Annotated in this window: 24 protein-coding genes; 10 read left to right on the forward strand and 14 right to left on the reverse strand. The window is 45.8% G+C overall.

The annotated features are described in order from the left end of the window. Window positions 1–10: 10 nt before the first annotated feature. Window positions 11–493, forward strand: coding sequence for a hypothetical protein (locus tag ACLWBD_RS03300; protein ID WP_413569512.1), 483 nt, complete (start codon window positions 11–13; stop codon window positions 491–493). Here ACLWBD_RS03300 and ACLWBD_RS03305 read toward each other — a convergent pair whose 3' ends face one another. The 6 genes from ACLWBD_RS03305 to ACLWBD_RS03330 form a co-directional block, all read right to left on the reverse strand. After that, window positions 494–781, reverse strand: a complete 288-nt coding sequence (locus ACLWBD_RS03305; RefSeq protein ID WP_413569513.1) for a hypothetical protein — start codon at window positions 779–781, stop codon at window positions 494–496. Between the two features lie 193 nt (window positions 782–974). Continuing rightward, window positions 975–1154, reverse strand: coding sequence for a hypothetical protein (locus ACLWBD_RS03310; RefSeq protein ID WP_063206441.1), 180 nt, complete (start codon window positions 1152–1154; stop codon window positions 975–977). A 79-nt stretch (window positions 1155–1233) separates the two neighbouring features. After that, the gene (locus ACLWBD_RS03315; protein WP_413569514.1) at window positions 1234–1959 is read right to left on the reverse strand and encodes a hypothetical protein; all 726 of its coding nucleotides are present in this window, start codon (window positions 1957–1959) and stop codon (window positions 1234–1236) included. Between the two features lie 75 nt (window positions 1960–2034). Continuing rightward, window positions 2035–3036 (reverse strand): aminopeptidase, encoded by a 1002-nt coding sequence (locus ACLWBD_RS03320; protein ID WP_063206443.1) that lies wholly within the window; start codon window positions 3034–3036, stop codon window positions 2035–2037. 47 nt (window positions 3037–3083) lie between these two features. After that, window positions 3084–3653: an outer membrane beta-barrel protein gene (locus ACLWBD_RS03325; RefSeq protein ID WP_063206444.1), complete on the reverse strand. Its 570-nt coding sequence runs from the start codon at window positions 3651–3653 to the stop codon at window positions 3084–3086. Window positions 3654–3751: 98 nt separating this feature from the next. Next, a complete protein-coding gene (locus ACLWBD_RS03330; protein WP_413569515.1) occupies window positions 3752–4636 on the reverse strand; it encodes a cell envelope integrity protein TolA in 885 nt (294 codons plus the stop codon). 90 nt (window positions 4637–4726) lie between these two features. Between ACLWBD_RS03330 and ACLWBD_RS03335 the strand changes: the two genes are divergently transcribed. The 6 genes from ACLWBD_RS03335 to ACLWBD_RS03360 all read left to right on the forward strand — a co-directional run bounded on the left by ACLWBD_RS03335 (window position 4727) and on the right by ACLWBD_RS03360 (window position 8496). Beyond that, window positions 4727–5236 (forward strand): PilZ domain-containing protein, encoded by a 510-nt coding sequence (locus tag ACLWBD_RS03335; protein ID WP_063206446.1) that lies wholly within the window; start codon window positions 4727–4729, stop codon window positions 5234–5236. Between the two features lie 114 nt (window positions 5237–5350). Next, window positions 5351–6673 (forward strand): PhoH family protein, encoded by a 1323-nt coding sequence (locus ACLWBD_RS03340; RefSeq protein ID WP_063206447.1) that lies wholly within the window; start codon window positions 5351–5353, stop codon window positions 6671–6673. A gap of 12 nt (window positions 6674–6685) precedes the next feature. Continuing rightward, window positions 6686–7102: a MaoC family dehydratase gene (locus ACLWBD_RS03345; RefSeq protein WP_063206448.1), complete on the forward strand. Its 417-nt coding sequence runs from the start codon at window positions 6686–6688 to the stop codon at window positions 7100–7102. A 15-nt stretch (window positions 7103–7117) separates the two neighbouring features. Continuing rightward, a complete protein-coding gene (locus ACLWBD_RS03350) occupies window positions 7118–7540 on the forward strand; it encodes a BLUF domain-containing protein (RefSeq protein ID WP_063206449.1) in 423 nt (140 codons plus the stop codon). Window positions 7541–7559: 19 nt separating this feature from the next. Next, entirely contained in the window at window positions 7560–7991 is a 432-nt protein-coding gene (locus tag ACLWBD_RS03355) for a DoxX family protein (RefSeq protein ID WP_413569516.1), read from the forward strand. A gap of 262 nt (window positions 7992–8253) precedes the next feature. Continuing rightward, a complete protein-coding gene (locus ACLWBD_RS03360) occupies window positions 8254–8496 on the forward strand; it encodes a KGG domain-containing protein (protein ID WP_413569517.1) in 243 nt (80 codons plus the stop codon). A gap of 51 nt (window positions 8497–8547) precedes the next feature. Here ACLWBD_RS03360 and lipB read toward each other — a convergent pair whose 3' ends face one another. Beyond that, on the reverse strand, window positions 8548–9195 hold the full coding sequence (gene lipB, locus ACLWBD_RS03365) for a lipoyl(octanoyl) transferase LipB (RefSeq protein ID WP_253696652.1): 648 nt from the start codon (window positions 9193–9195) through the stop codon (window positions 8548–8550). A 180-nt stretch (window positions 9196–9375) separates the two neighbouring features. Between lipB and ACLWBD_RS03370 the strand changes: the two genes are divergently transcribed. Continuing rightward, window positions 9376–10995 (forward strand): hypothetical protein, encoded by a 1620-nt coding sequence (locus ACLWBD_RS03370; RefSeq protein ID WP_413569518.1) that lies wholly within the window; start codon window positions 9376–9378, stop codon window positions 10993–10995. Between the two features lie 48 nt (window positions 10996–11043). Here the strand turns inward: ACLWBD_RS03370 and ACLWBD_RS03375 are convergent, their stop codons facing one another. The 5 genes from ACLWBD_RS03375 to ACLWBD_RS03395 all read right to left on the reverse strand — a co-directional run bounded on the left by ACLWBD_RS03375 (window position 11044) and on the right by ACLWBD_RS03395 (window position 17451). Beyond that, the gene (locus tag ACLWBD_RS03375; RefSeq protein WP_413569519.1) at window positions 11044–12444 is read right to left on the reverse strand and encodes a lytic transglycosylase domain-containing protein; all 1401 of its coding nucleotides are present in this window, start codon (window positions 12442–12444) and stop codon (window positions 11044–11046) included. Window positions 12445–12718: 274 nt separating this feature from the next. Continuing rightward, a complete protein-coding gene (locus tag ACLWBD_RS03380; protein ID WP_413569520.1) occupies window positions 12719–13630 on the reverse strand; it encodes a DUF72 domain-containing protein in 912 nt (303 codons plus the stop codon). A gap of 116 nt (window positions 13631–13746) precedes the next feature. Continuing rightward, on the reverse strand, window positions 13747–14169 hold the full coding sequence (locus tag ACLWBD_RS03385) for a DUF3011 domain-containing protein (RefSeq protein ID WP_063206454.1): 423 nt from the start codon (window positions 14167–14169) through the stop codon (window positions 13747–13749). Between the two features lie 186 nt (window positions 14170–14355). Continuing rightward, window positions 14356–15780 (reverse strand): dihydrolipoyl dehydrogenase, encoded by a 1425-nt coding sequence (gene lpdA / locus ACLWBD_RS03390; RefSeq protein WP_413569521.1) that lies wholly within the window; start codon window positions 15778–15780, stop codon window positions 14356–14358. A 27-nt stretch (window positions 15781–15807) separates the two neighbouring features. Beyond that, a complete protein-coding gene (locus ACLWBD_RS03395) occupies window positions 15808–17451 on the reverse strand; it encodes a 2-oxo acid dehydrogenase subunit E2 (protein ID WP_413569522.1) in 1644 nt (547 codons plus the stop codon). Window positions 17452–17661: 210 nt separating this feature from the next. Here ACLWBD_RS03395 and sfsA point away from each other — a divergent pair, with 210 nt between their 5' ends. Further along, the gene (sfsA, locus tag ACLWBD_RS03400) at window positions 17662–18390 is read left to right on the forward strand and encodes a DNA/RNA nuclease SfsA (protein WP_413569523.1); all 729 of its coding nucleotides are present in this window, start codon (window positions 17662–17664) and stop codon (window positions 18388–18390) included. A gap of 31 nt (window positions 18391–18421) precedes the next feature. Here the strand turns inward: sfsA and ACLWBD_RS03405 are convergent, their stop codons facing one another. Together ACLWBD_RS03405 and ACLWBD_RS03410 are read right to left on the reverse strand one after the other, a co-directional pair. Next, a complete protein-coding gene (locus ACLWBD_RS03405; RefSeq protein ID WP_413569524.1) occupies window positions 18422–18838 on the reverse strand; it encodes a CBS domain-containing protein in 417 nt (138 codons plus the stop codon). An 83-nt stretch (window positions 18839–18921) separates the two neighbouring features. After that, a complete protein-coding gene (locus tag ACLWBD_RS03410) occupies window positions 18922–19392 on the reverse strand; it encodes a DUF421 domain-containing protein (RefSeq protein WP_063206459.1) in 471 nt (156 codons plus the stop codon). A gap of 147 nt (window positions 19393–19539) precedes the next feature. Between ACLWBD_RS03410 and ACLWBD_RS03415 the strand changes: the two genes are divergently transcribed. After that, complete coding sequence (locus ACLWBD_RS03415) at window positions 19540–20586, forward strand: NAD(P)-dependent alcohol dehydrogenase (protein ID WP_413569525.1); 1047 nt, start codon at window positions 19540–19542, stop codon at window positions 20584–20586. Window positions 20587–20684: the final 98 nt, after the last annotated feature.

Here is a 20684-nt window from a genome sequence, read left to right on the forward strand (position 1 = left end):
GGTGATTAAAGTGCGTTTGATTTTTCTTTTCACTATTTCAGTTTTGTTTTCCACGTCGTTGGTTTCCGCTGCGTCTGCGGCGGAAAAGCGCAATCAGTTGGAAGAGTTGCTTATTTGGAAAATGAGTGACGAATTAAAGCTGACTCCGGTGGAAGAAAAAAAGTTCACCGACATCGTTAAAAGCCTGAATCAAAAAAAAGCCGACCTCAATCACGAGCTGCAAGCTTCTGTCGAAAAAATGCAGAAAGCAACATCCGCAAAATCTAAAGAGGATGAACTTTCAAAGTATCGTAAAACTTTGCAAAGTTACGGACGTGTGGGGGAAGAAGAGTTTGATAAATTGAAACCGCTTCTAGGTTCCGAGCGTATGGCTCAGTATTTGGTGATCAAGCAGGATTTAACAAACAGAATCAAGTCCATGCTGGCAAATCCTGAAAGTAATGGCAAAGGAAGCAAATCGCTTCCTTCGCCAAAACTTATCGAAGAAAAATAATTAGTTGCAGTCAGAGTAGTTTTTGCCTGAACGGATGCAAGCTTCCAACTCAGAACGATCTGGGCCCGCTGCTTTTGCGCACAATTGGATAGCGTCAGCGTAATTGATGCCGTTGTTCTGTCTGATGATTTCAGAAACGTTGCAAGTCGCTTCACCCAAACGGCAAAGTTGAGTTGCTAGTTCACGGTTACCGTGAGTCTTTTGCATCATTTCAGAGACACAGTTAGAAGCTGCGTTTGCAGCAGAAAAAGAAAGTACAACAGCTACCATAGTGATTAGTTGTTTCATGGGTTTCTCCTTTAGATGCCGCCTGGGTATCAAGGAGAAAAAATGATGTCTATGTGGAAAATCGTAATATTCGGACTCGTGGAACACTTTAAAGGTAAAACAGAAGTTTATTAGGTCTGGGAAATGTTTCGCCTTTTACGGCGGAACACTTCCCATGACATTATCTCAGAAAATTTCGTGGAACAGCTTTGTGCTAAGGAGCTTGTTCTTCGGAATCGTCTTCAACACTTCCTTGGAACTGTTGATCGCTTTTTTGGCTACCAGGCTGCTGTTGTTGTTGGCCTTGGTTGCGTGACTCTTTTTCCAAGTTTTGTTCTTTAGAAGGGATTTTCGAAGACTGCTGGTTCTGTTGGTTCATGTTTTGGTTAGCCATATATCACCTCCTACGGTTGATCTGTCTCTATTGTACTCAATACAACTGCCAGGAGACGATGGTGTGTGAACAATCAGTGTTAATTCTGCAATCCTGTGCGAATTAAAACTAGATCCGCTGACTTTTTAGCTAGCTCCAGCATCTGCTCCTTGTACAAAGTCGCGACTTTATCAGGACCAAGTTTCAGCGCCTCCGCACAAGTCTTACCGGTGTTAAATGATAAGTCTTCCGGAGTGATATTCACGCTGGCTTCCAATTCTTTCGTTTTCACGTTCCAAAGCTGTGCACGAACCAGGGTGTAGCCCTGCAGGTCACCTTTGATATTTGCGGTGGATTGACAGAAGAAACCAAAGCCTGCGCGATAGTTGGTGTAGGATTCGAGAGATGTCGGATGCACAACGAAAAGATATTTGGCTCCCTGCTTTTCTGCTTCGGTACCAAGATACTCTTGAAGGGCTTGATAACGATTGCCCAGGTAAATGTCTTTCAGCTGAGCCCCGGTTTCTTTGCCAGTTTTAATGACCACCGGGTCCACGTTCAGTTCGAAGACTTTTTTGTTTTTATCTTTCAAACCATTCTGAATTTCCGCCGCGACACTTTGGTTCAAGGACCATGAACTGATGTTGGCGGACATTTCTTTATTGGCGTTCTTATTTGTACCCACATATTTCACGGGAAGAGTTTCGTCAAAAAGTGCAACGACACCGACGTCATTCAATTTCTGCAAACGCGTCTCAGGTTTTGGTGTAGTCGTGCAGGAAAAAAGAAGTGCGGATGCGCAACAAAGAATAACTAACTTCATCATTTGAATCCTCCGGAAACTTTGAAAGAGGATACGAATTTTTAAAGACGAAGTCATCGTCAGGAAAAAACAACTGGGCTATTTTGCGCCGCTCAGGTTGTGAATTAAATCTTTCAAACCTTGGTTTGGATCTTTTGATTTTTCTAAGGATTTACATGTTTCAATGAAGCGAGAGTAATTCGAGCCCACGAGTTCATAGAGCTTTTCAAATTCGCTTAAGTCTTGCATATACGTTTTATAAACAAGCAGACGGGCGTTGTTCAACTTCAGTTCAGGGAACTTTGCGTAGTTGTCTGTCAGCAACTGAGGCTGAACTTCTTTGACGAATTTTTCTTGTATTTCATGGATGCGTTTTAAACGTAGCGTTTCGTTGCGTTCAGAGGACGGCAGATTTTTATACCAAGTTTCTAAGTTTTTTAATTCGGCAGATATAAACTTCGAGAACGTCTTACTGTCAGAGTTTTCATTTTGAATTTCTTTGAGCGTCGGAGAGTCCGAGCCTTCACGCTTCAGATAAAACTGTTCGGCACCTTTGTTACCCAAGAAGGTGGCGAGGCGCTCATTGAAGTCCGCAGAATTTTTAATATACAAAGTCGCATGCACAGTTTCATGGATGATCGTGTTCACCAAGGTGTAATCATCGTAGCGAAGCATAGAGCTTAATATAGGGTCGTTAAACCATCCCAGTGTGCTATAGGCTGAAACACCGCGCATATAAGTGTCGAGATCTTCTTTTTGCATTTCTTTTTCAAGATCTTGAGCATCGGCTTCATTGAAGAAACCTTTGTAAGGCATCTTACCCATGAACGGGTAAGACCACTGGTAATGTTTTAATTCCCAGCGGGGAGCCGCACTGACAACATAAGTGACATAGGGTCGGCCCAATTCAACGTAAGAAGTATAGTTTTTAGTCGCTGTCAGGTGAAGTTCTTGCTCTGCAAACAAGCGGGCTTCTTGTGCTAATCGCAGTTTCTGCTTTTTATTTTCCTCAAGCTGAGGATCTTTGAGGGCTTCATCCAAAGGAACCCGACTGCTGAGCAGTTGCATTTGCCCCATGCCGGATTTCATCAGATAACCCATCTGGCATCCGGTAAGGCTTATGAGAAGAGTGGCTAAGATCAGTACTTTTAAAGCACCCAAGTGATGCCTGCACGAACTGAAGAGTCATCCGTCTGCATGCCACCACCAATCGGCGTCTTCCAGACGTCATAGCTCAACTTAATTCCGAAGGTCTCTGTCATTTGAATTTTTAAACCCGCACCGTAACTCGGAACCGTCGCATTTTCGGGCTCGATAGTATAAGAGTCCTGTCCTTCGATTTTAACTTCTTGGAAGCGACTGATCTGTGCGCCGCCGCCCTTGATGTAGGGTTGGAACAAGGACTTTTTATCAGCAAACACTAAGATAAGATCCGCACCCATGATTTGGGATTTCTGTGTCGTCGTACGTTGAGGATCCGAAGAGTTTGCTTTTTCCTCACGCAAGCCGCGCGCATCTGTGTAACTCAGCTCCAGGGCCAGACGCTCTAGAAAATAAATCGAAACAGAGCCGGTGATAGATTCAGAATCAAAAGAGTTGTTTTCATCAAAAGTAGTCGTTTTTCTTCCGTAAGAAAGACCCAATTCCGTATAAAGAGCATGGGCAGGGGAGGACATAAACAAAACGGCCAAAACACAGATAGAAAATATTTTTTTCATATCTTTCATTCTAGCAAGGACTGTGGCGAGTGACAGAAATTTAAGACTGCGGCTGGACTAAAGCAGACTAGACTTCAACTTTTGTATAGTGAAGCGGCCTAATTTCTATTCACGAGAACCGGGGGAGCGTAGTTCACGGTGAAAGAAAATTTGATATGGATAAAACCATCTTCCTGCACCATTTCGGGCGGAGGATTAGGGAAGACCTTTGCATCACGGAAAGCATTTACGGCCGCAGCATCAAACGCTGGGATGCCGGAGCTTTTCATAATCAACGACTGACGAAGATATCCGTTTTTATCCAGAAGAAACTCGATATGGGTGACCCAATTGCGGTTTCCCGCATTCACTAAGGTCAGTCGATCAAATCTATCAATAGCCTGTTGCACGCGGGTTTCCCAACGATAGCGGACCAGTTCTTCCATACGTGCATAAAAAGTATAGAACAAGTAACGATCGGTATTGAGAGCCGTGAAAGATCCTACCTTCATTTCGTTCGGCATTGTTTCACCGATCGTCGACATGCCTTCGTTGAATCGATTCATCTCTTGCAAGTCTTTACTGATGTCGACTTCTTTGAAGCCATCTTTATCCATGCTTGGCTGAGACTCGGCAGGACGTGGCCTTTGAGGTGCGGCAGGTGTGGGTTTTTTGGGCTCGGCAACCGCGGCTTGGTTGCTACGATTTGTGGTCATGCCGGACTGAGCCGCACGTGTTTCTTCCTTCACTCGCTGTTTTTGTTCGGAAAGAAATTTTGCCAAAGTATCGTCTTCCGGAAGCTTCATTTTTTCAGGCACGATGGCTTGCCGCACGATTTGCTGCTCTTTGGGCTTTAGCGCCTGCATGATCTGCGCTTCTGGCGTCAGCTCCACTTCGATAGTTTCCGCCTCAGGCAACTGAAATTTCGGTGCAATCCAAATCACGGTCCCCATCAAGAGGCAGTGAACTAAAATGCTAATAAAGACGGCGCGAATAACAGGCATGTCTCAATATAAGACGAAACTGGACCTTGGTGCAAGACGGCTAAAGTTGAAACATATTTTACCGATAAGAAATGAGTCACAGGGGGAAAAATGGGTAAGGTTCTCGATATTACGCCGCGCCTAAGAGGTCAAAATTCTTTAGAAAATACAAAATTCGAAGCGCGTGCTGAGGTCCTTGATATTACTGAGGCTCGTCAAGAAATTCTGAGCCGTGATCGTCGTGATGTAAAACGTACGATTCTGACTGAGTTCGTGGGGGCTTTCGTAGTCCTTCCTGAAAAAGGTCTTTTAAAAGCAGCTTTGTACGATATCTCTGAAAACGGGATGGCGTTTGATTTGGAACTGACAGAAGGCGGCTTCTCTCAAGGAGATGAAGTGGCTATGCGTGTGTACTTGAATCATTCGACTTATTTCCCATTCACGATTCGTGTAACAAACAGTCGTGCGATCGAAGATGAAGGTGTTGTTCGTCACGGTGCTAATTTCGTTAAAGGCACGATGAACGATGTCGCACTTCATCATTTTGTGAAGTTCATCGAAAATGTCAGCGCTAGTCTGAAAACTGATTCCGGGGACGTTCTCGTTTCCCACATCTCTTAATTTAATCACGCGGCCCTTTTCCGTAGACTTTAGTCCTGCAATTTGTTGCAATTTAGACAGTAGAAGTTCTGCTGTCTGAATTGCAGAATTTCTCAGGACTATAACTACGGAGGGATGTCCTTGAGTAAAGCTAAACGCAGAAAAATTGTTGTCGACACGAATGTCATTCTTTTCGATGCTCAGGCTATCCTGCGATTCGGCGAGGCCGATGTACATATTCCCATCTCTGTTATCGAAGAGGTGGATAAGTTTAAAAGAGACCAAGGCGAAAACGGACGTAACGCCCGTCAATTCAGCCGCTTTATCGACGTGCTTCGCGCGAAGGGTTCCTTAGCGAGTGGCGTGCAGATCGATAATTCCGAAACGATGGTTTACATCAATACGGATTTGATGTTGGCGGGGATGCCTTCGGAATTAGATCACCAGAAAGCGGACAATCGTATTTTGAATACGGCGCTGGCTTTGCAAAAACAACATCCACGTTACAAAGTGGAGTTGATTTCTAAAGATATCAATCTTCGTATCAAAGCCGACGTTTACGGTGTTGTCGCAAAAGACTACGAAACAAACGACATCAATCGCGACGACCTTTATGAAGGTTATCAAGAGATCATGGTGACTCCAGATCAGATCGATGCTTTCTACAAAGAAAAACGTTTCGTCACTGACGTGAAGCTTTACGCCAACCAATACGTGATTATGAAAGATTCAGCGAATCCAAATCACTCGGCGATCGGTCGTTACAGCAATAACGAAAAAGCCATCGTGCCTCTTGTTCAGGCAGCGGATTCTATCTGGGGTATTCACGCGCGCAATGTAGAGCAAGCTTTTGCTTTGGATTGTTTGTTGAACGATGAAATCATGTTTATCTCGCTTGTCGGTAAAGCCGGTACGGGTAAAACTTTGATGGCGATTGCTGCGGGTCTTCATAAGACTTTGGATCAAGGTCAATTCCAGAGATTACTCGTATCTCGCCCGATCTTCCCTATGGGACGTGACATCGGTTATTTGCCAGGTGACATCGAGCAAAAATTAAATCCCTGGATGCAGCCCATCTTTGATAACGTTGAATTCTTGATGGGTGCGGACAAAAAAGCAGCGGGTCGCGCGCAAGAGCTTATTAATCAGGGTATGCTGAATATTGAGCCTTTGACTTACATTCGCGGTCGCAGCATTCCGAAGCAATACCTCATTGTTGACGAAGCACAAAACTTGACTCCGCATGAAATCAAGACGATCGTTACGCGTGCCGGCCGAGGGACGAAAGTAGTTCTTACGGGCGACGTTTACCAGATCGATAACCCTTACGTGGATTCAGCGAACAGCGGTCTTACGTATGCCGTCGAGAGATTCAAAGGCCAACCTATCGCGGCCCATGTCACTCTGACGAAAGGTGAAAGATCTGAGCTCGCAGAGCTGGCAGCGAATATTTTGTAGGAGTTTTTTAAGATGACTGATACGGCGACTTCGATTGATGTAGGATACACAGCTTCCATTACTGTTCAGGTGACTGACAAAATGGTGCAGCAATTTGCGGATCTTTCAGGAGACCGCAATCCTATTCACTTGGATGATGACTATGCTTCAAAAAGCAGATTCGGTCGCCGTATTGCTCACGGTATGATCGTCGGGGCTCTGATTTCCAGAGCTCTTGTTGATGGCATCGGTGGCGGCGGTATTTATCTGGGTCAGTCTTTGAAATTCGTAAATCCTGTCTTCATCGATGATACGATTGTGATCACTATTAAAATCACGGGCATTCGCAAAGAAAAAGGCATCGCCACTGTTGAAACAAACGCGGCGAAACTGAATGGCGACGTGGTGGTAAAGGGTGAAGCCGTCATCATGATGAGCCGCCCTGCCTAACAGACAAAGGAACTAATGGGACCTGTATTCCAACTGGTTTATTTAAGTCAGGCTGCCGAGGATATCAGCTATTCTGATATTCAGGATATTCTCGAAGTCTCACGCATCAATAACGAGATGGAAGAGGTCACAGGAGTTCTTATTTTTCGCGATGGCTATTTCTTGCAGCTTCTTGAAGGCCGCGAACAAGACGTCAAAAAAGTTCTAAGCAAAATTCTGATGGACGATCGCAATCATACTATCCGCGTTCTTATTGAAACAACAGCGGCCGAGCGTCTGTTCGAAAAATGGTCTATGGCTTTTTATGACGGAGATATTTCTCACAACGAAACTGCGGACTTGGTTGAACTTTTCAACACTTGTCTGACAGGCAGCCGTCGCACCGTTATTATTCCTATGCTTAAAAAGTTCCAGGCCTCAGCGCCAGAACCTCAATAATCATCAAAGGACGACAACAATGAAAAACTTTATGATGCGACTTCTTGCCGCTAAAAACTACAATACAAACTTAGACGACGTGGCTTTAGCCATCCTGCGTGTCTTCATCGGATTGACGATGGCGTTTTCTCACGGCTTAGGAAAACTTCCCCCGAATGAAATGTTGATCGGCGGAGTTGCTGGGATGGGCTTCCCGGCACCAGAACTTTTTGCATGGCTAGCAGCTTTAGCTGAATTCGCCGGCGGACTTTTGCTTGCAGTAGGTCTTCTGACTCGTCCTGCAGCTTTAACCGTCATCATCACCATGTTAGTAGCAGTCTTCGGCGTCCACGCGGCAGACTCTTTCCAGCAAAAAGAAATGGCTTTGCTCTACCTTTTCACCGCTCTCTTCTTCCTACTTCACGGTGCCGGCCGCTGGTCCGTAGATCACTTCATCACCAAGAAAAAATAAAAGGTGCCTGCTTCTTTTTTGTAATCCACCGCGCAAATCAAAAATTTTTTAAACGAATTTTTGATTTCAAAAAAACTGTATTTTTCTTCACAAGACGGATGTCCCAAAGGACTCCGTCTTTTTGTTTTTTGATGTTGTTTCAGGGCATTTTCCGAGCTGATTTTCTGATTCTTCGACCCTTGCCTTTTCACTTTACTCCATCTGCTTCAAGGTTGTTGGACCGAGAACAACTTTCGGTCTGTGAATAATCAAGGAGGGTGTAATGGCATCTAGATCATCAAGCAGCCGAGGATCTTCAAAGCGAGGATTTGCGGCGATGGACCCTGAGGAACAAAGACGCATATCTTCGATGGGCGGACGCGCTAGTCAAGGCGGCCGAGAACGTGATTGGGACGACGACTATGATGAAGATCGTTACTCGACTCAGTCGGACTGGGATGAAGATGACGACATGGATTCCGACGAAGATTACGGAAGAGACCACCGTTCCTCGAATTACTATTAATTATATAGCCATGTTTTCCGGGAAGGTTCGACCGGGGGCCTTCCCTTTTCTCTATAAAATATCCAGAAGTTTTAATTTCAATTTCTCTTTAAAATCGTCCAAATTTATAGGCCGTTTCAAAAGCTCTTCAAGACTGATCATCGTTTCAGGTGGGAAACCACAAGGATTCAAACCTTGAAACGCTTGAGAATCGTACGTCATGTTAATAGCGGCACCGTGAAAGCTCACCCATTGGCGAATACCCACGCCGACCGAAGCCACTTTTTTATTGCCGCTCCATACGCCGGTATCGTCCGTGAGCGAACGACCCTCTACGTTTTCAAGACCATAGGATTTCAGAACTTCGACAATGCCTTCTTCAAAAATACGTAGGAAAGGAGCGATGTCGCGTTCTTTGCGACCTTTGCGCATCTGGTTTAAATTCACAATGGGATAGATCACAAGTTGGCTTGGGCCATGATAAGTCGCGCGTCCGCCGCGAGTGACTTCGACTTGCAATCCATTCCAAGCAAAGACATCGCCGGGTTTCGTAGAGCGGCCTAAAGTCACTACGGGAGGATGAGTGCAAAAAACAAGAAAGCCCGGAAGATTTTCTTTTGAAACCTTCTCTACCAAAGCCAATTGTTTTTTTAGGGCGTCTTCATAGTTGATAAGACCCCAATCTTGAAACTGCAAAACCGACATACCTTTTTGTGCCATTGATCGGAAACATTGTCATGCACTTCGATGAAAAGGGCTGGTTTCTTTGAAGTGACAAAAAATTGGACAGCAATGTTTTTGGGTATGTAAACGCATTAGTCACAAAAATTTCAAAATGAGATTCGTTTGAAATGACGCCACACTTGCTTTCAAAATGGAAATCAGGAGAGGGAGTATCTCATGAAGAATCTAGGATTGATCGTCGTTCTGCTAGGAGCTATCGCACTGACAGGATGTCTTGAAAACGGCGGAGGCACGGAAGCTCCCTCAAATAACAACAACGGCGATTTCTCTGTGATCACGGAGCCTCCTCCAGAGGATCCTGGTAGCAGTACGGGTGGTGGCGGCACCGGCGGCGGTGATAACGGTGGAACTGTTCCACAACCAACGGCGCCTAACGGGTTTGATATCAATAAAGGCGAAGTTCTTACAGGATCTAATAATCTGCTTCTTGATTTCTATCCTCCTTTTACCAGTGCTTACACAAAAATTTCTGAAGATGAAACTTGCTCTGCAGGAACTTTCGCAAGCTTTGTCGGAAGCCGTTACTTCCTGAGTTCTAGAACAAATCAAAGTGTCCCATTGAGTGTTCAGTTCCGTGACCATGATGGCCGAACCAGTGTTTGTTATGTTCGCAGAATCTATATCGATCAGGCGGGCCCAGAAATCGTCTTTGCAAAATATCCTTCAGCTCCGGTCGAAGAAGGCACGGATGTTGAAGTGGTGTTCTCAGTGACGGATCCAGGTGCGGGTGTCCAAAGTGTGACATGCATGGTGGGTGCCGTGTCTAAGCCTTGTGCGGCAGGGACGAACAAAATAGTATTCCCCAAACTTGCTGGCGGCGAATACACCTTGAAAGTCTCAGCAACAGACAAGTTCAATCAATCTTCAGAAAAGTCCGTCACATTCACGGTCACTTCTTTGTACAAACAAATGGTGCAAAACGTGAAGGTGAACGAGTACCAAAAAGTCGATATCTTATTCGTGATCGACAACTCGGGCTCTATGGAATATGAACAAAAAAGCATGGCGTCTCGCGTTCGCAACTTCCTGGATGTCGTTAAAGGATTGGATTGGCAGATCGCCGTTACGACGACAGATCCATCGAATTCAACATTAGGAGACGGACGCTTGGTGCCTATCTATGGTCAGACAAACAACTACATTTTGAACTCTTCGATGAGCGACACGGTGGCACGAAATGCTCTGGGCATGACTTTGCAACGACCTGAAACGGGAAGTGGCGATGAACAAGGAATTTATGCTGCTTACCGCGCGATCGAAAGATCTTTGGCTTCAACGGCAACCAATAAAAATTTCATTCGCTCGGACTCGCAACTGGCAGTTGTCTTGATCTCAGACGAAGATGAATCCGCGAATGGAGCTAAGAACGACCCAGCGAATTTCGTGAAGTATGTGCAAACGGCTTTCAACGGTCAAAAAAGCGTGAGCTTTCATTCGATCATTGCTCGTCCTGACGATAAAGCGTGCTTGAGTGGTGAAGGCTATTCCGCAGGTTACCGCTACGAACAGATTTCAAAACTGACAGGGGGTGTGATTGGTGATGTGTGCGCAACAGACTATGCAGCGCAAGTCCAAGGGATCGCTGAAGGTGTGCGCCAGACACTTAAATCCATCACCCTGTCATGTGCTCCAGTGATTGACAGCATGAGATCCTTATTGGTTTTAAAAGATGGACAAGTTTATAACGGAGCTCGCACGATCAATGGTGTGAACGTGGTTTTCAACGATATGTTGCCTAAAGGCGATTACGAAGTTTATTACTCTTGCTTGAAATAGATCGAAATATTTCAGCACGTCGCGGGAAAAGGGCCTGAGAAGGCCCTTTTAGTTTTTGCTGATTGCAGATGTAGATTCAAAGTCGTCGTTCTGAGTGATTTTAGTGTCTTCATCGGCGCGAGTGTCTTTAGTCAGAAGGCTTTTTAAAACCAGACGCGCCGGAGTATCCACCATCAAGCTAAAGCCTGAGGGAATGGCGACATTTCGGTCCAAAGCTTTTTTAAGGTCCGGATTGTACATAACAAAGTCTTCTTTAGCTAATCCACTGCGACGAAGAAGTTCCTTCGCGGAAATAGCGCGAGCCAATTTTACCGTGTGTAAATCCAAAGTCTTTTCATACTGAAGATCTTTATAGATTTGTTCGTGGTACTTTTCTGCATAAAGAGCCGCCAAGAACTCACAATAGAAGTTAGAAGAGGCAAAATCAAAGGTCTTCGATTGATAGTTTGCGATAATAACACCTAAATCTTCGCTTTCCGCGGCCTTCGCCGCACGACGAATGCCAGATGGCCCGTGATTCCACGCCGTAATAGCCATAGGCCAAGAGCGTTTTAAAATCATATGATTTTCTTTTAGCAAGCGCGCGGCCGCGTCCGTAGCTTTGAACGGAGAATTTCTTTCATCGATATGGTCATTCACCGTCATAAAGCTCTTACCAGTGTAATCCATAAATTGCCAGATACCCGAAGCGCCGACTTTACTTACCGCGTGACGATTGAAGCTGCTTTCCACGAAAGGAATGCGTGTAAGCTCCACAGGAAGCTTGTGATTTCGGAAGATCTCTTCCATACCACTTAAGTACAAGGGACTGACTTCGACACCTTCGGCAAAGAAGTTCTTTTGTCCTGTTTGCGAGCGAATATTCTTTAGTGCATCCTGAGCATTTTCCTGCAAAGAACCTTCGACATTTTCAAAAGCTTTGGCAATAGCGACTTGATACGGGTTTTCGTCATCAACGTCTTGCCCGTCAGCTAAGGACTTCATCGCTTGTTTAATCTTCTTAATTTCCTCATCGACAAAGTCATCCGCTTTCATGTTACGCATCCAGCGGGCCTTGGGAGTCTCGGCATTAATGATGTGAGAAATATCAATCACTTTAAACACAATCCACGGATACATCGCGTGGTGGACGACCTTTTTGTTCGAGTCATAGCGAGTGTAAATATCAAACCAAAAGCCGACGCGATCACGCAGATTTGCAGGGATTGAGAATTCATCAGAGATGCGGTTCTGATAGTCATTCAGAATTTCTTCGCGGTGATAGACCACTTCTGGATCGTGAGAAAAAACGACGCCATCTAAGATCATTTTTTGGATCTTTTTGATTTGCGCCACAACGACAGGAAAGCTCGCAGAATTGAAAAGTGCAATCACCAACGTCATCATCGCCAAAGAACCCAGCACGTTGCGGGTGCTTCGTTTTGAGACGGCATTGATAATTTTCTTCATGTTTTCAAGGGTCTTCATGCCTTTGATGAAGAGCAAGAGTGATGCTAGAGAGACAGCCTTCGTAAGCCCGTTAATTACAGCTCAGGAAGCTTCACTGTCTAAGAGTTCATCACTGACAACAATTTCGGCGCAAGTCGTATAAGAGTTCGTCTTTTATTGAAACTTTAGGGAGTCAAAATGTACCGATATTCAGGCTCTTAAATAGATTTTGAATTTTCCGCTCGACAGCTCTTGGCGTGCTCGGTGGATATGGAGGCTTAAATTTTAGCAGCAATTATAAATTTAGCTCCGGTGGCCGCCTGGGAGAATCTTCTTTAGAAACTTTTTTTCCCAGCATTCGCATTAAGGATTGAGCATCAAACGGAGCGCGCACTTTGATGTCGTTGTCGAAATAAACGAAAGCGTCCCGTTTTCTTTCGGTCGCGGGCTTGTCGCTGATAGAAAGCGCATTTGCAGGCTCTTTGCCTTCGGTCCATAGTTTCAATCGATCGGCCCACCAGCGCAGTGTCGCATCGTCATATCCACTGGCATAGAGCTCTTCGGGGCCGTGCAGTCGCAAGTACACAAAGTCACTTGTTAGATCTTCCATGTAAGGCCATGTTCCCGCTGTATCTGCAAATACCAAGGCAACATTGTACTTTCGTAAAAGGTCGATGAAGGCGGGATTTTCAAATGAGTGATGGCGGACCTCAATAGCGTGACGAAGTTTCTTCTTTATATTTTTAAACGGTCGTGGATATCGTTTCCCGTAACGCGGTGATGATTCGGAGAGCGTCACGGCCTCTGAGAATGTCGTCGGTAAAAGTTTAAAGAAATTTTCCAGACGTTCTTCATCGAAAAGAAAATTCGGTGGGAACTGCCATAAGAAGGCACCCAACTTTTCTTGCAGATACAATACACCCGTTGCAAAAAAGTTCGCTAAGGGCTCTTCGATATCCTTGAGACGGCGAATGTGAGTGATGTAGCGCGGACCTTTCACCGAAAAAACAAAGTCTTTGGGAGTCGTCACAAACCACTTCTGATAAGATTCGGGACTTTGCGAAGAGTAAAACGAACCGTTTATTTCGATAGAAGAAACCTGGCGACTTGCATAGTGCAACTCTTGTTTCTGCGGAAGGTCTTCAGGATAGAATATTTTGCGCCAGGGTGGATAGAGCCAGCCTGAAATGCCGATTCGTATTTCCATACTTCTACGTTAGCAAACGACGGAAGCAGTTGTCGTTGTCACTCAACAGAAGCGCCAAGATACAAAATAAAAAAGCCCGCACTCGGCGGGCTTCAAAACACTATTTGAAACAGAAATTAGTAATAGCGGATGATTTCGAAAGTCGCGTTACAACCACGGTCAACCCAAACACGGTCGCCATAAGCGCCAGCAGTACGACCCCAAATACAGGCATCGTAAGAGTGTTGTGAGTACAAACGGATTTGTGAAACGCCGTACGAGTTGAAGTAGCACTCTTGGTAACGATAACCGTAAGAAGAGCATGTCACATACTCATAACGATAAGACGGTGGTGGATTTGGATAGGGAGGATATCCAGGATTGTGGGGAGGACGGGGACCTGGGCGAACAGGATCTGGATAAGGAGCAGGGCGACCTGGAGGACGAGGTCCCGGTCTGATATAAGAAGTTTCAGCCTGATATTCAGAATCCATAACATCGGCGTGAGCCGCTGGTGCCAAAGCGCACATCACAAGAAGCGCTGCAAAAAGGTGTTTCATGTATTCCCCCAATGGAAAGGTGTCATAGTGACGCCAAAAAATATTTTTTTACTAAAAATATGCATAAACGATGCCGCGAAAATCGGTGCCAAAAAGTACAATTGCTCAGTGAGAATAGTGATGTCACGAAATCAGTCTGTGATTTTACGCAAAAAAAAAGCCCCGTTTTTTTAACGGGGCTTTTGCTTATTTCGGAAGTGGTTTTTGAATGATGTGAATCGCGTGGCCCAAAGTGGCTTCAGCGGTTTCCATCATCGCTTCACCGAGCGTTGGATGAGGATGGATAGACAAGGCGATGTCTTCCATACGTGCGCCCATTTCAATCGCTAGAACAGCTTCAGAGATCAAGTTAGAAGCTTCTGGTCCTACAATGTGAACGCCCAACAAAACATGCGTTTTCTTATCAGCGATCATTTTAATAAAACCGTCCGTTTCCATCATGCTCACAGCGCGGCCGTTCGCTCCGAATGGAACTTTACCAATCAATAGATCCGTGAAGCCTTTCGCTTTGGCTTCAGCTTCGGTCATACCTGCAGAAGCGATTTCTGGATCCGTAAACACGACCGCTGGAACTGTTTTCGCATCGTAAACACGATTTTGACCGGAAATAACTTCAGCCACCAACACACCTTCGTGAGAAGCCTTGTGCGCTAACATCGGTTGTCCCGCAACGTCACCGATGGCAAAGATGTTTTGAACATTGGTTCTGCGTTGAGCATCCACTTTAATAAAGCCACGTTCGTCAACCGCGATACCCGCTGCTTTCAAGTTCGCTTGATCGCCATTAGGACGACGACCTACAGTCACAAGAATCTTATCGCACTTAACAACTTCTTCTTTGCCATTGATTTCAACGGTTACTTCGTAACCGTCTTTGGCTTTTTTCTGACCTTTAGCTTTTGCTCCGTACATGATGTTCACGCCAGCTTTTTTAAGCTTACGTTCCACAACCTGTGCGCAGTCTGGATCAACAACACCTGCAAGCAATGCAGATTGAGCTTCGATCACAGTCACTTCCGTGCCTAGTTTACGAAGGTAAGAAGAAATCTCTAGACCGATATAACCACCACCGATAACAGCCACGCGCTTCGGAATAGTATCGAAAGCCAATGCGCCTGTTGATGAACAGATGTCTTTTTCGTCAAATTTGAAACCAGGGATTTCAATCGGGCGAGATCCTGTTGCCACGATAAAGTATTTTGCTTGGATTGTGTCTTCGCCAGCAGAAGACTTCACTGTGATCTCTTTCGAGTTTTTGAAGTTCGCTTCGCCAGGAATGTGCGTAACGCCGTAACCTTTAAGAAGTTGCTTCACGCCACCAGACATTTTATCGCAAACAGATTGTTTCCAAGTCACAAGTTGTTTCATATCAACAGTGATATCACCCTTGATCATCAAACCCATGTCTTTGAAGTTGTGTTGTGCTTTATGCAAAAGGTGAGTCGCCGTGATCATGGCTTTAGATGGGATACAACCCACGTTCAAGCACACGCCGCCTAAAAATTCTCTTTCGATAATAGCTGTTTTAAATCCAAGTTGTGCTGCACGGATCGCAGCGACGTAACCGCCAGGACCCGCACCAATTACTACGACGTCAAAAGTTTGTGCCATTTTCTATCTCCAAGCTAGCCCCAGGGGCTAGACAAGCTCCACCAAAAGTTTACCAGGGTTTTCAATACGCGCGATGAAGGCAGCCAAGAAGCGAGCGGCCACGGCACCATCAATCAAACGGTGATCGGCTGTCATCGTGTAGTTCATCACTTTGATAGCTTTCAACTGGCCATCCTTGATCACTGGTTTTTCATCGATTTTGTACATACCAAGGATCGCCACTTCTGGGTGGTTGATCACTGGAGTCGCGTACGTGCCACCGATAGAACCGATGTTCGTTACAGTGATAGTCGCACCTTTCATTTCGTCCGGTTTTAACTTGCCGTCGCGAGCACGTTTAGAAAGATCCAAGATCTCTTTAGAGATTTCCAAGATCGTTTTTTGGTCTGCATTCTTGATCACTGGAACAACAAGTCCGTTTGGAGTGTCTGCCGCGAAACCAAGATTGAAGTATTTTTTGTAAACGATTTCACCCGCCGCATCGTCGATAGAAGCGTTGAACATTGGGAATTCGCGGATTGTCGCGATCAATGCTTTCATCACGATTGGCAGATAAGTGATTTTTGTGCCGTGCTTTTCAGCGTGTTCTTTCAGAGACTCACGCATTGCAACCATCGCATCCACTTTCGCTTCATCCATGATCGTGAAGTGAGGGATCACGTGTTTAGAACGTTGCATGTTTTCTGCAATTTTCTTACGGATACCGATCAATGGAACGCGCTCTTCCGCAGCACCTGCCGGGCCCTGGTAAGCGGGTTTAGGGATCGACATACCTGGAGCCGAAGCCGGAGCTTTCGCTTGGGCTGGAGCGCCACCTTTTGCTGACAAGACATCTTCACGAGTCACACGACCCGCTAGACCCGTACCACCCAATGAATTGATATCAACACCCATTTCACGAGCCAAACGACGTGTCGCTGGAGTCGCAAGAACCTTCGAATCTGCAACGGGAGGGAAGATCCCTGTAGCCGTAGTTGCTGCTGAAGAAGCTTGCGCCGGAGTCGAGTGAGCTGCCGCAAAGTTCGCATGCGCTGAAGCTGGAACTTCACGTTGTGCGCCCGCTGGAGGTTGAGCTGCAGGAGCTGAAGGAGCCGCACCCGCGCCACCTTCTAGAGTGATCATAGTAGATCCGACTTTTACAACTTCACCTGTTTTAAATTTCAAATCTTTAACAACGCCAGCAACGGGAGTTGGGACTTCCACAGTCGCTTTGTCCGTCAAAACTTCTGCAATAGCTTGATCTGCTTTGACTGAGTCACCTGGTTTTACCAACCATTTTACAAGTTCACCTTCAGTAACACCTTCTCCCAATTCAGGAAGTTTGATGTCTTGAACTTTACCGCCACCCGCAGCTGGTTTTGCTGCTTGAGGAGCAGGAGCAGAAGCCGTTGGAGCTGCAGGCTTAGAAGCGGGAGCTGAAGCCGCCGCACTCGCACCGCCTTCAAGAGTGATCATTGTCGATCCCACTTTCACAACATCGCCTGCTTTGAATTTCAAATCTTTGACAGTGCCTGCAACTGGAGATGGAACCTCAACCGTTGCTTTGTCCGTCAATACTTCAGCGATAGGTTGATCCGCTTTTACAGAGTCACCTGGTTTTACCAACCATTTTACCAATTCACCTTCTGTAACACCTTCGCCAAGTTCAGGCAGTTTTACTTCAGTAGCCATGTTGAGAAAGTCCTTTCCAAAGTTCTTCTAAAGTCGTCAAATTTAACAAACACTCCCTTCTAGTCTTCCCCTAGAGTAATTGCACCGAATTACACCCCGCGACATAGGGGTTAAAAGCCCGTACTTTCGGATAATTCGGAGCTTCATGAAAAGCTATCGACAAAACCGGCCGGAACTGACTAATTTGGCGGCCTGTTGAAGGGGAGTTCCATGAAATTTTCTCAAAAGTTGCACGAGGGTGTTTTTCTTAAGCGCTACAAAAGATTTTTTGCCGATGTTCAGTTTCAAGGGCAGGAAGTCGTGGCTCACGTCCCCAACACCGGAAGCCTTAAAAGCGTGAATAATCCGGGTCAGTTGTGCCTGATTTCTGAGACCGACAATCCCGAGAGAAAACTCAAATTCACTTTGCAAGCTATCAAGTCGCCTCAAGGCGCTTGGGTGGGGGTGAATACGGCGACTCCGAACACGATCATGAAAGAGACGTTGATGGATGTCGTCGGCAAACCGGGAGTGATGGGAACTTTCGCGCATTGGTCTCAATTTGATGAAGTAAAACCAGAATACAAAATCAGTGCTGAGACTCGCCTTGATTTCGTGCTTAAAAAGAAGAACAGCGATAAAATGCATTTCATTGAAGTGAAAAATGTAACCTTAGCCGAAGAAACGACCGCCAAATTTCCCGACGCCGTTTCCGAACGTGCGCAAAAACATTTGCGCGAACTGATGCAGTTGGTGGCGCAAGGGCATAGTGCAGAGATCGTCTTCACCGTGCAACGCCACGACTGTGATGTCTTTGCTCCGGCGGATGAGATTGATCCTGACTACGGTCAACTTCTGCGCGAAGCTCATAGCAGAGGAGTTAAGGTAACTCCTCTGGTAGTGAAACTGAGTCCGGAAGCGGTCGAGCTCTCGGAGCAGGAATTGCCCGTGCGTTTTTAAGTCGAAGGCCGCCGTGAGCGGCCTTTTTCTTTTAATGATGTGAAACATTCGAAAGGATTTCGTGACTAAGACGAGCATCCTTCGCGCGGTTTGCGACATCGCCTAGGCTGACCATGCCGACCAAGCGTTTATCTTTGTTGACGACAGGCAAGCGGCGGTGCTGGTGACGACTCATTTTTTCGTTCACTTCATCGATGCTGTCTTCTTCAAAACAGTAGTTAATGCCTTGGCTCATGACTTCTTCCACTTTCGTACGGCGGGGATCCTTGCCTTGAGCCACGACGCGAATCGTGATGTCTCGATCGGTGATCATGCCAATCATTTTATCGTCTTTCTCAACAGGAACGGATCCGCAGTCTTCATTAAGCATGATTTGCGCGGCTTCAAATACACTGTGCTCAAAATTAATCACTTTTGCTTTGGGGGTCATCACGTCACGAACTTTCATAGAGAGATCTCCTTTTTGCCACCAAGGATAAAAGCAATCTTCCCGAGAAGAATTCAAAATTTCGATGTATTATAACGGGGACTTTATTTGTCTTCTTTTTTTATGACCGAGATTGAACCATTGTTTTCTAAGACGGCCAGTTTCACTTGCTCCAACCGAGTGCAGCCTTCTTGACGAAGTGATTCGTCAATCTCGTGGCGGGTCATCTTTTCTTTTTTCACCAGCTTTTCATTTATTTTTCCATTGTAGATTAAAACCTGTGGAATGCCATCGATGATATTTGCAGCCTTTTTGCTTTTGAAAGATATTATCCCAATCAAGTGATCGATCGCAAAAAGTGTGGCCGCGGTGATGAGGCCACCTTGCAAAGATTCATCGCCTCCACTCATAGAGTTTTGAACGCCGTCCGCAACAATCAGAAGTAAAACAAAATCAAAAGGGGACGACTCTGAGATTTGTCTTTTGCCTGTCAACCGAAGAGCGATCAGTAGAAAGAGATAGACAATCAAAGCACGAACAATCATTTCGCCAGCGGGTACGGCCATCTCAAACATAGTTTGCCTCCCATGAAGTCATGTTACGTCACCAAGGAAGAACTAAGGACATGTGTTTTGCCAGCGTGTCAGAAGAAAAAGGGATTTGCCTCTTTGGGCTCCGGGCATACAATTGTGCCTTATATTGTTACTAATCAGGAGTTAAACATGACAACAACTCAAGCCTTTGCTGCTCATAAACCCAATGAAGCTTTAAAACCTTTTTCTTTCGAGCGTCGCGAGCCTCGCGCTAATGATGTGGCGATTGATATTGAATTCTGTGGCGTGTGCCACTCCGATTTGCACCAAGTTCGTGACGAGTGGGGGAAAGGGATTTTTCCTATGGTTCCAGGTCACGAGATCGTGGGCAAGGTGACTGCGGTGGGGGCCTCCGTGAAGAAGTTCAAAGTGGGCGATCGCGTCGGTGTGGGCTGTATGGTGGATTCATGTTTAAGCTGCCCATCTTGCTCTGAAGGACTTGAGCAGTTCTGTGAGCAGGGAATGATTGGCACTTATAACTCCATGGAAAAAGACGGTAAGACCGTCACTCAAGGTGGCTATTCAACGAAGATTGTTGTCCGTGAAGAGTTCGTGTTGCGCATTCCCGATAATCTTCCCATGGATAAAGCAGCACCTTTGTTGTGTGCGGGTATCACGACTTATTCTCCGCTTCGTCACTGGAATGTAAAACCAGGAACGAAAGTGGCCGTGATGGGTTTGGGAGGCTTGGGACATATGGCAGTGAAACTTGCGGCAGCGATGGGTGCCGAGGTGACCGTCATCAGTTCTTCCATGAAGAAGAAAGAAGACGCCGTGCGCTTGGGTGCTAAAAACTATGTTGTCGGCTCTGATCCCGAGACAGCAAAGAAATACAATCGTTACTTTGATGTGATCATCAACACGGTTTCTGCGGGATTGAATTTGAATCAGTATCTGCAATTGGTAAAGCGTGATGGTTCCATGGTTCTTTTGGGTGTGCCTGAAAAACCAGAACCGGTTCATCCTTTCCCACTTATCATGGCCCGTCGCAGTCTTGCGGGTTCTTTGATTGGTGGCATCGCTGAAACTCAAGAGATGTTGGACTTCTGCGGCGCTAAGAACATCACTCCGGATATCGAGGTGATTCCTATTCAGAAAATCAACGAGGCCTACGAAAGAATGTTGAAAGGGGACGTTCGCTATCGCTTCGTGATTGATATTTCCTCTCTGAAATAAGTCCTGTAAAAACGTCTAGAGTTCCGACAGTTTTCCTCTAAAAAGCTGTCGAGAACTCAGCCGTTTCTAAAAAGTTTTAAGTTTTAAAAATGAGTGAC

The sequence above is a fragment of the Bdellovibrio sp. HCB117 genome, from assembly GCF_047305915.1.
GTDB classification, from domain to species: Bacteria; Bdellovibrionota; Bdellovibrionia; order Bdellovibrionales; family Bdellovibrionaceae; genus Bdellovibrio; species Bdellovibrio bacteriovorus_B.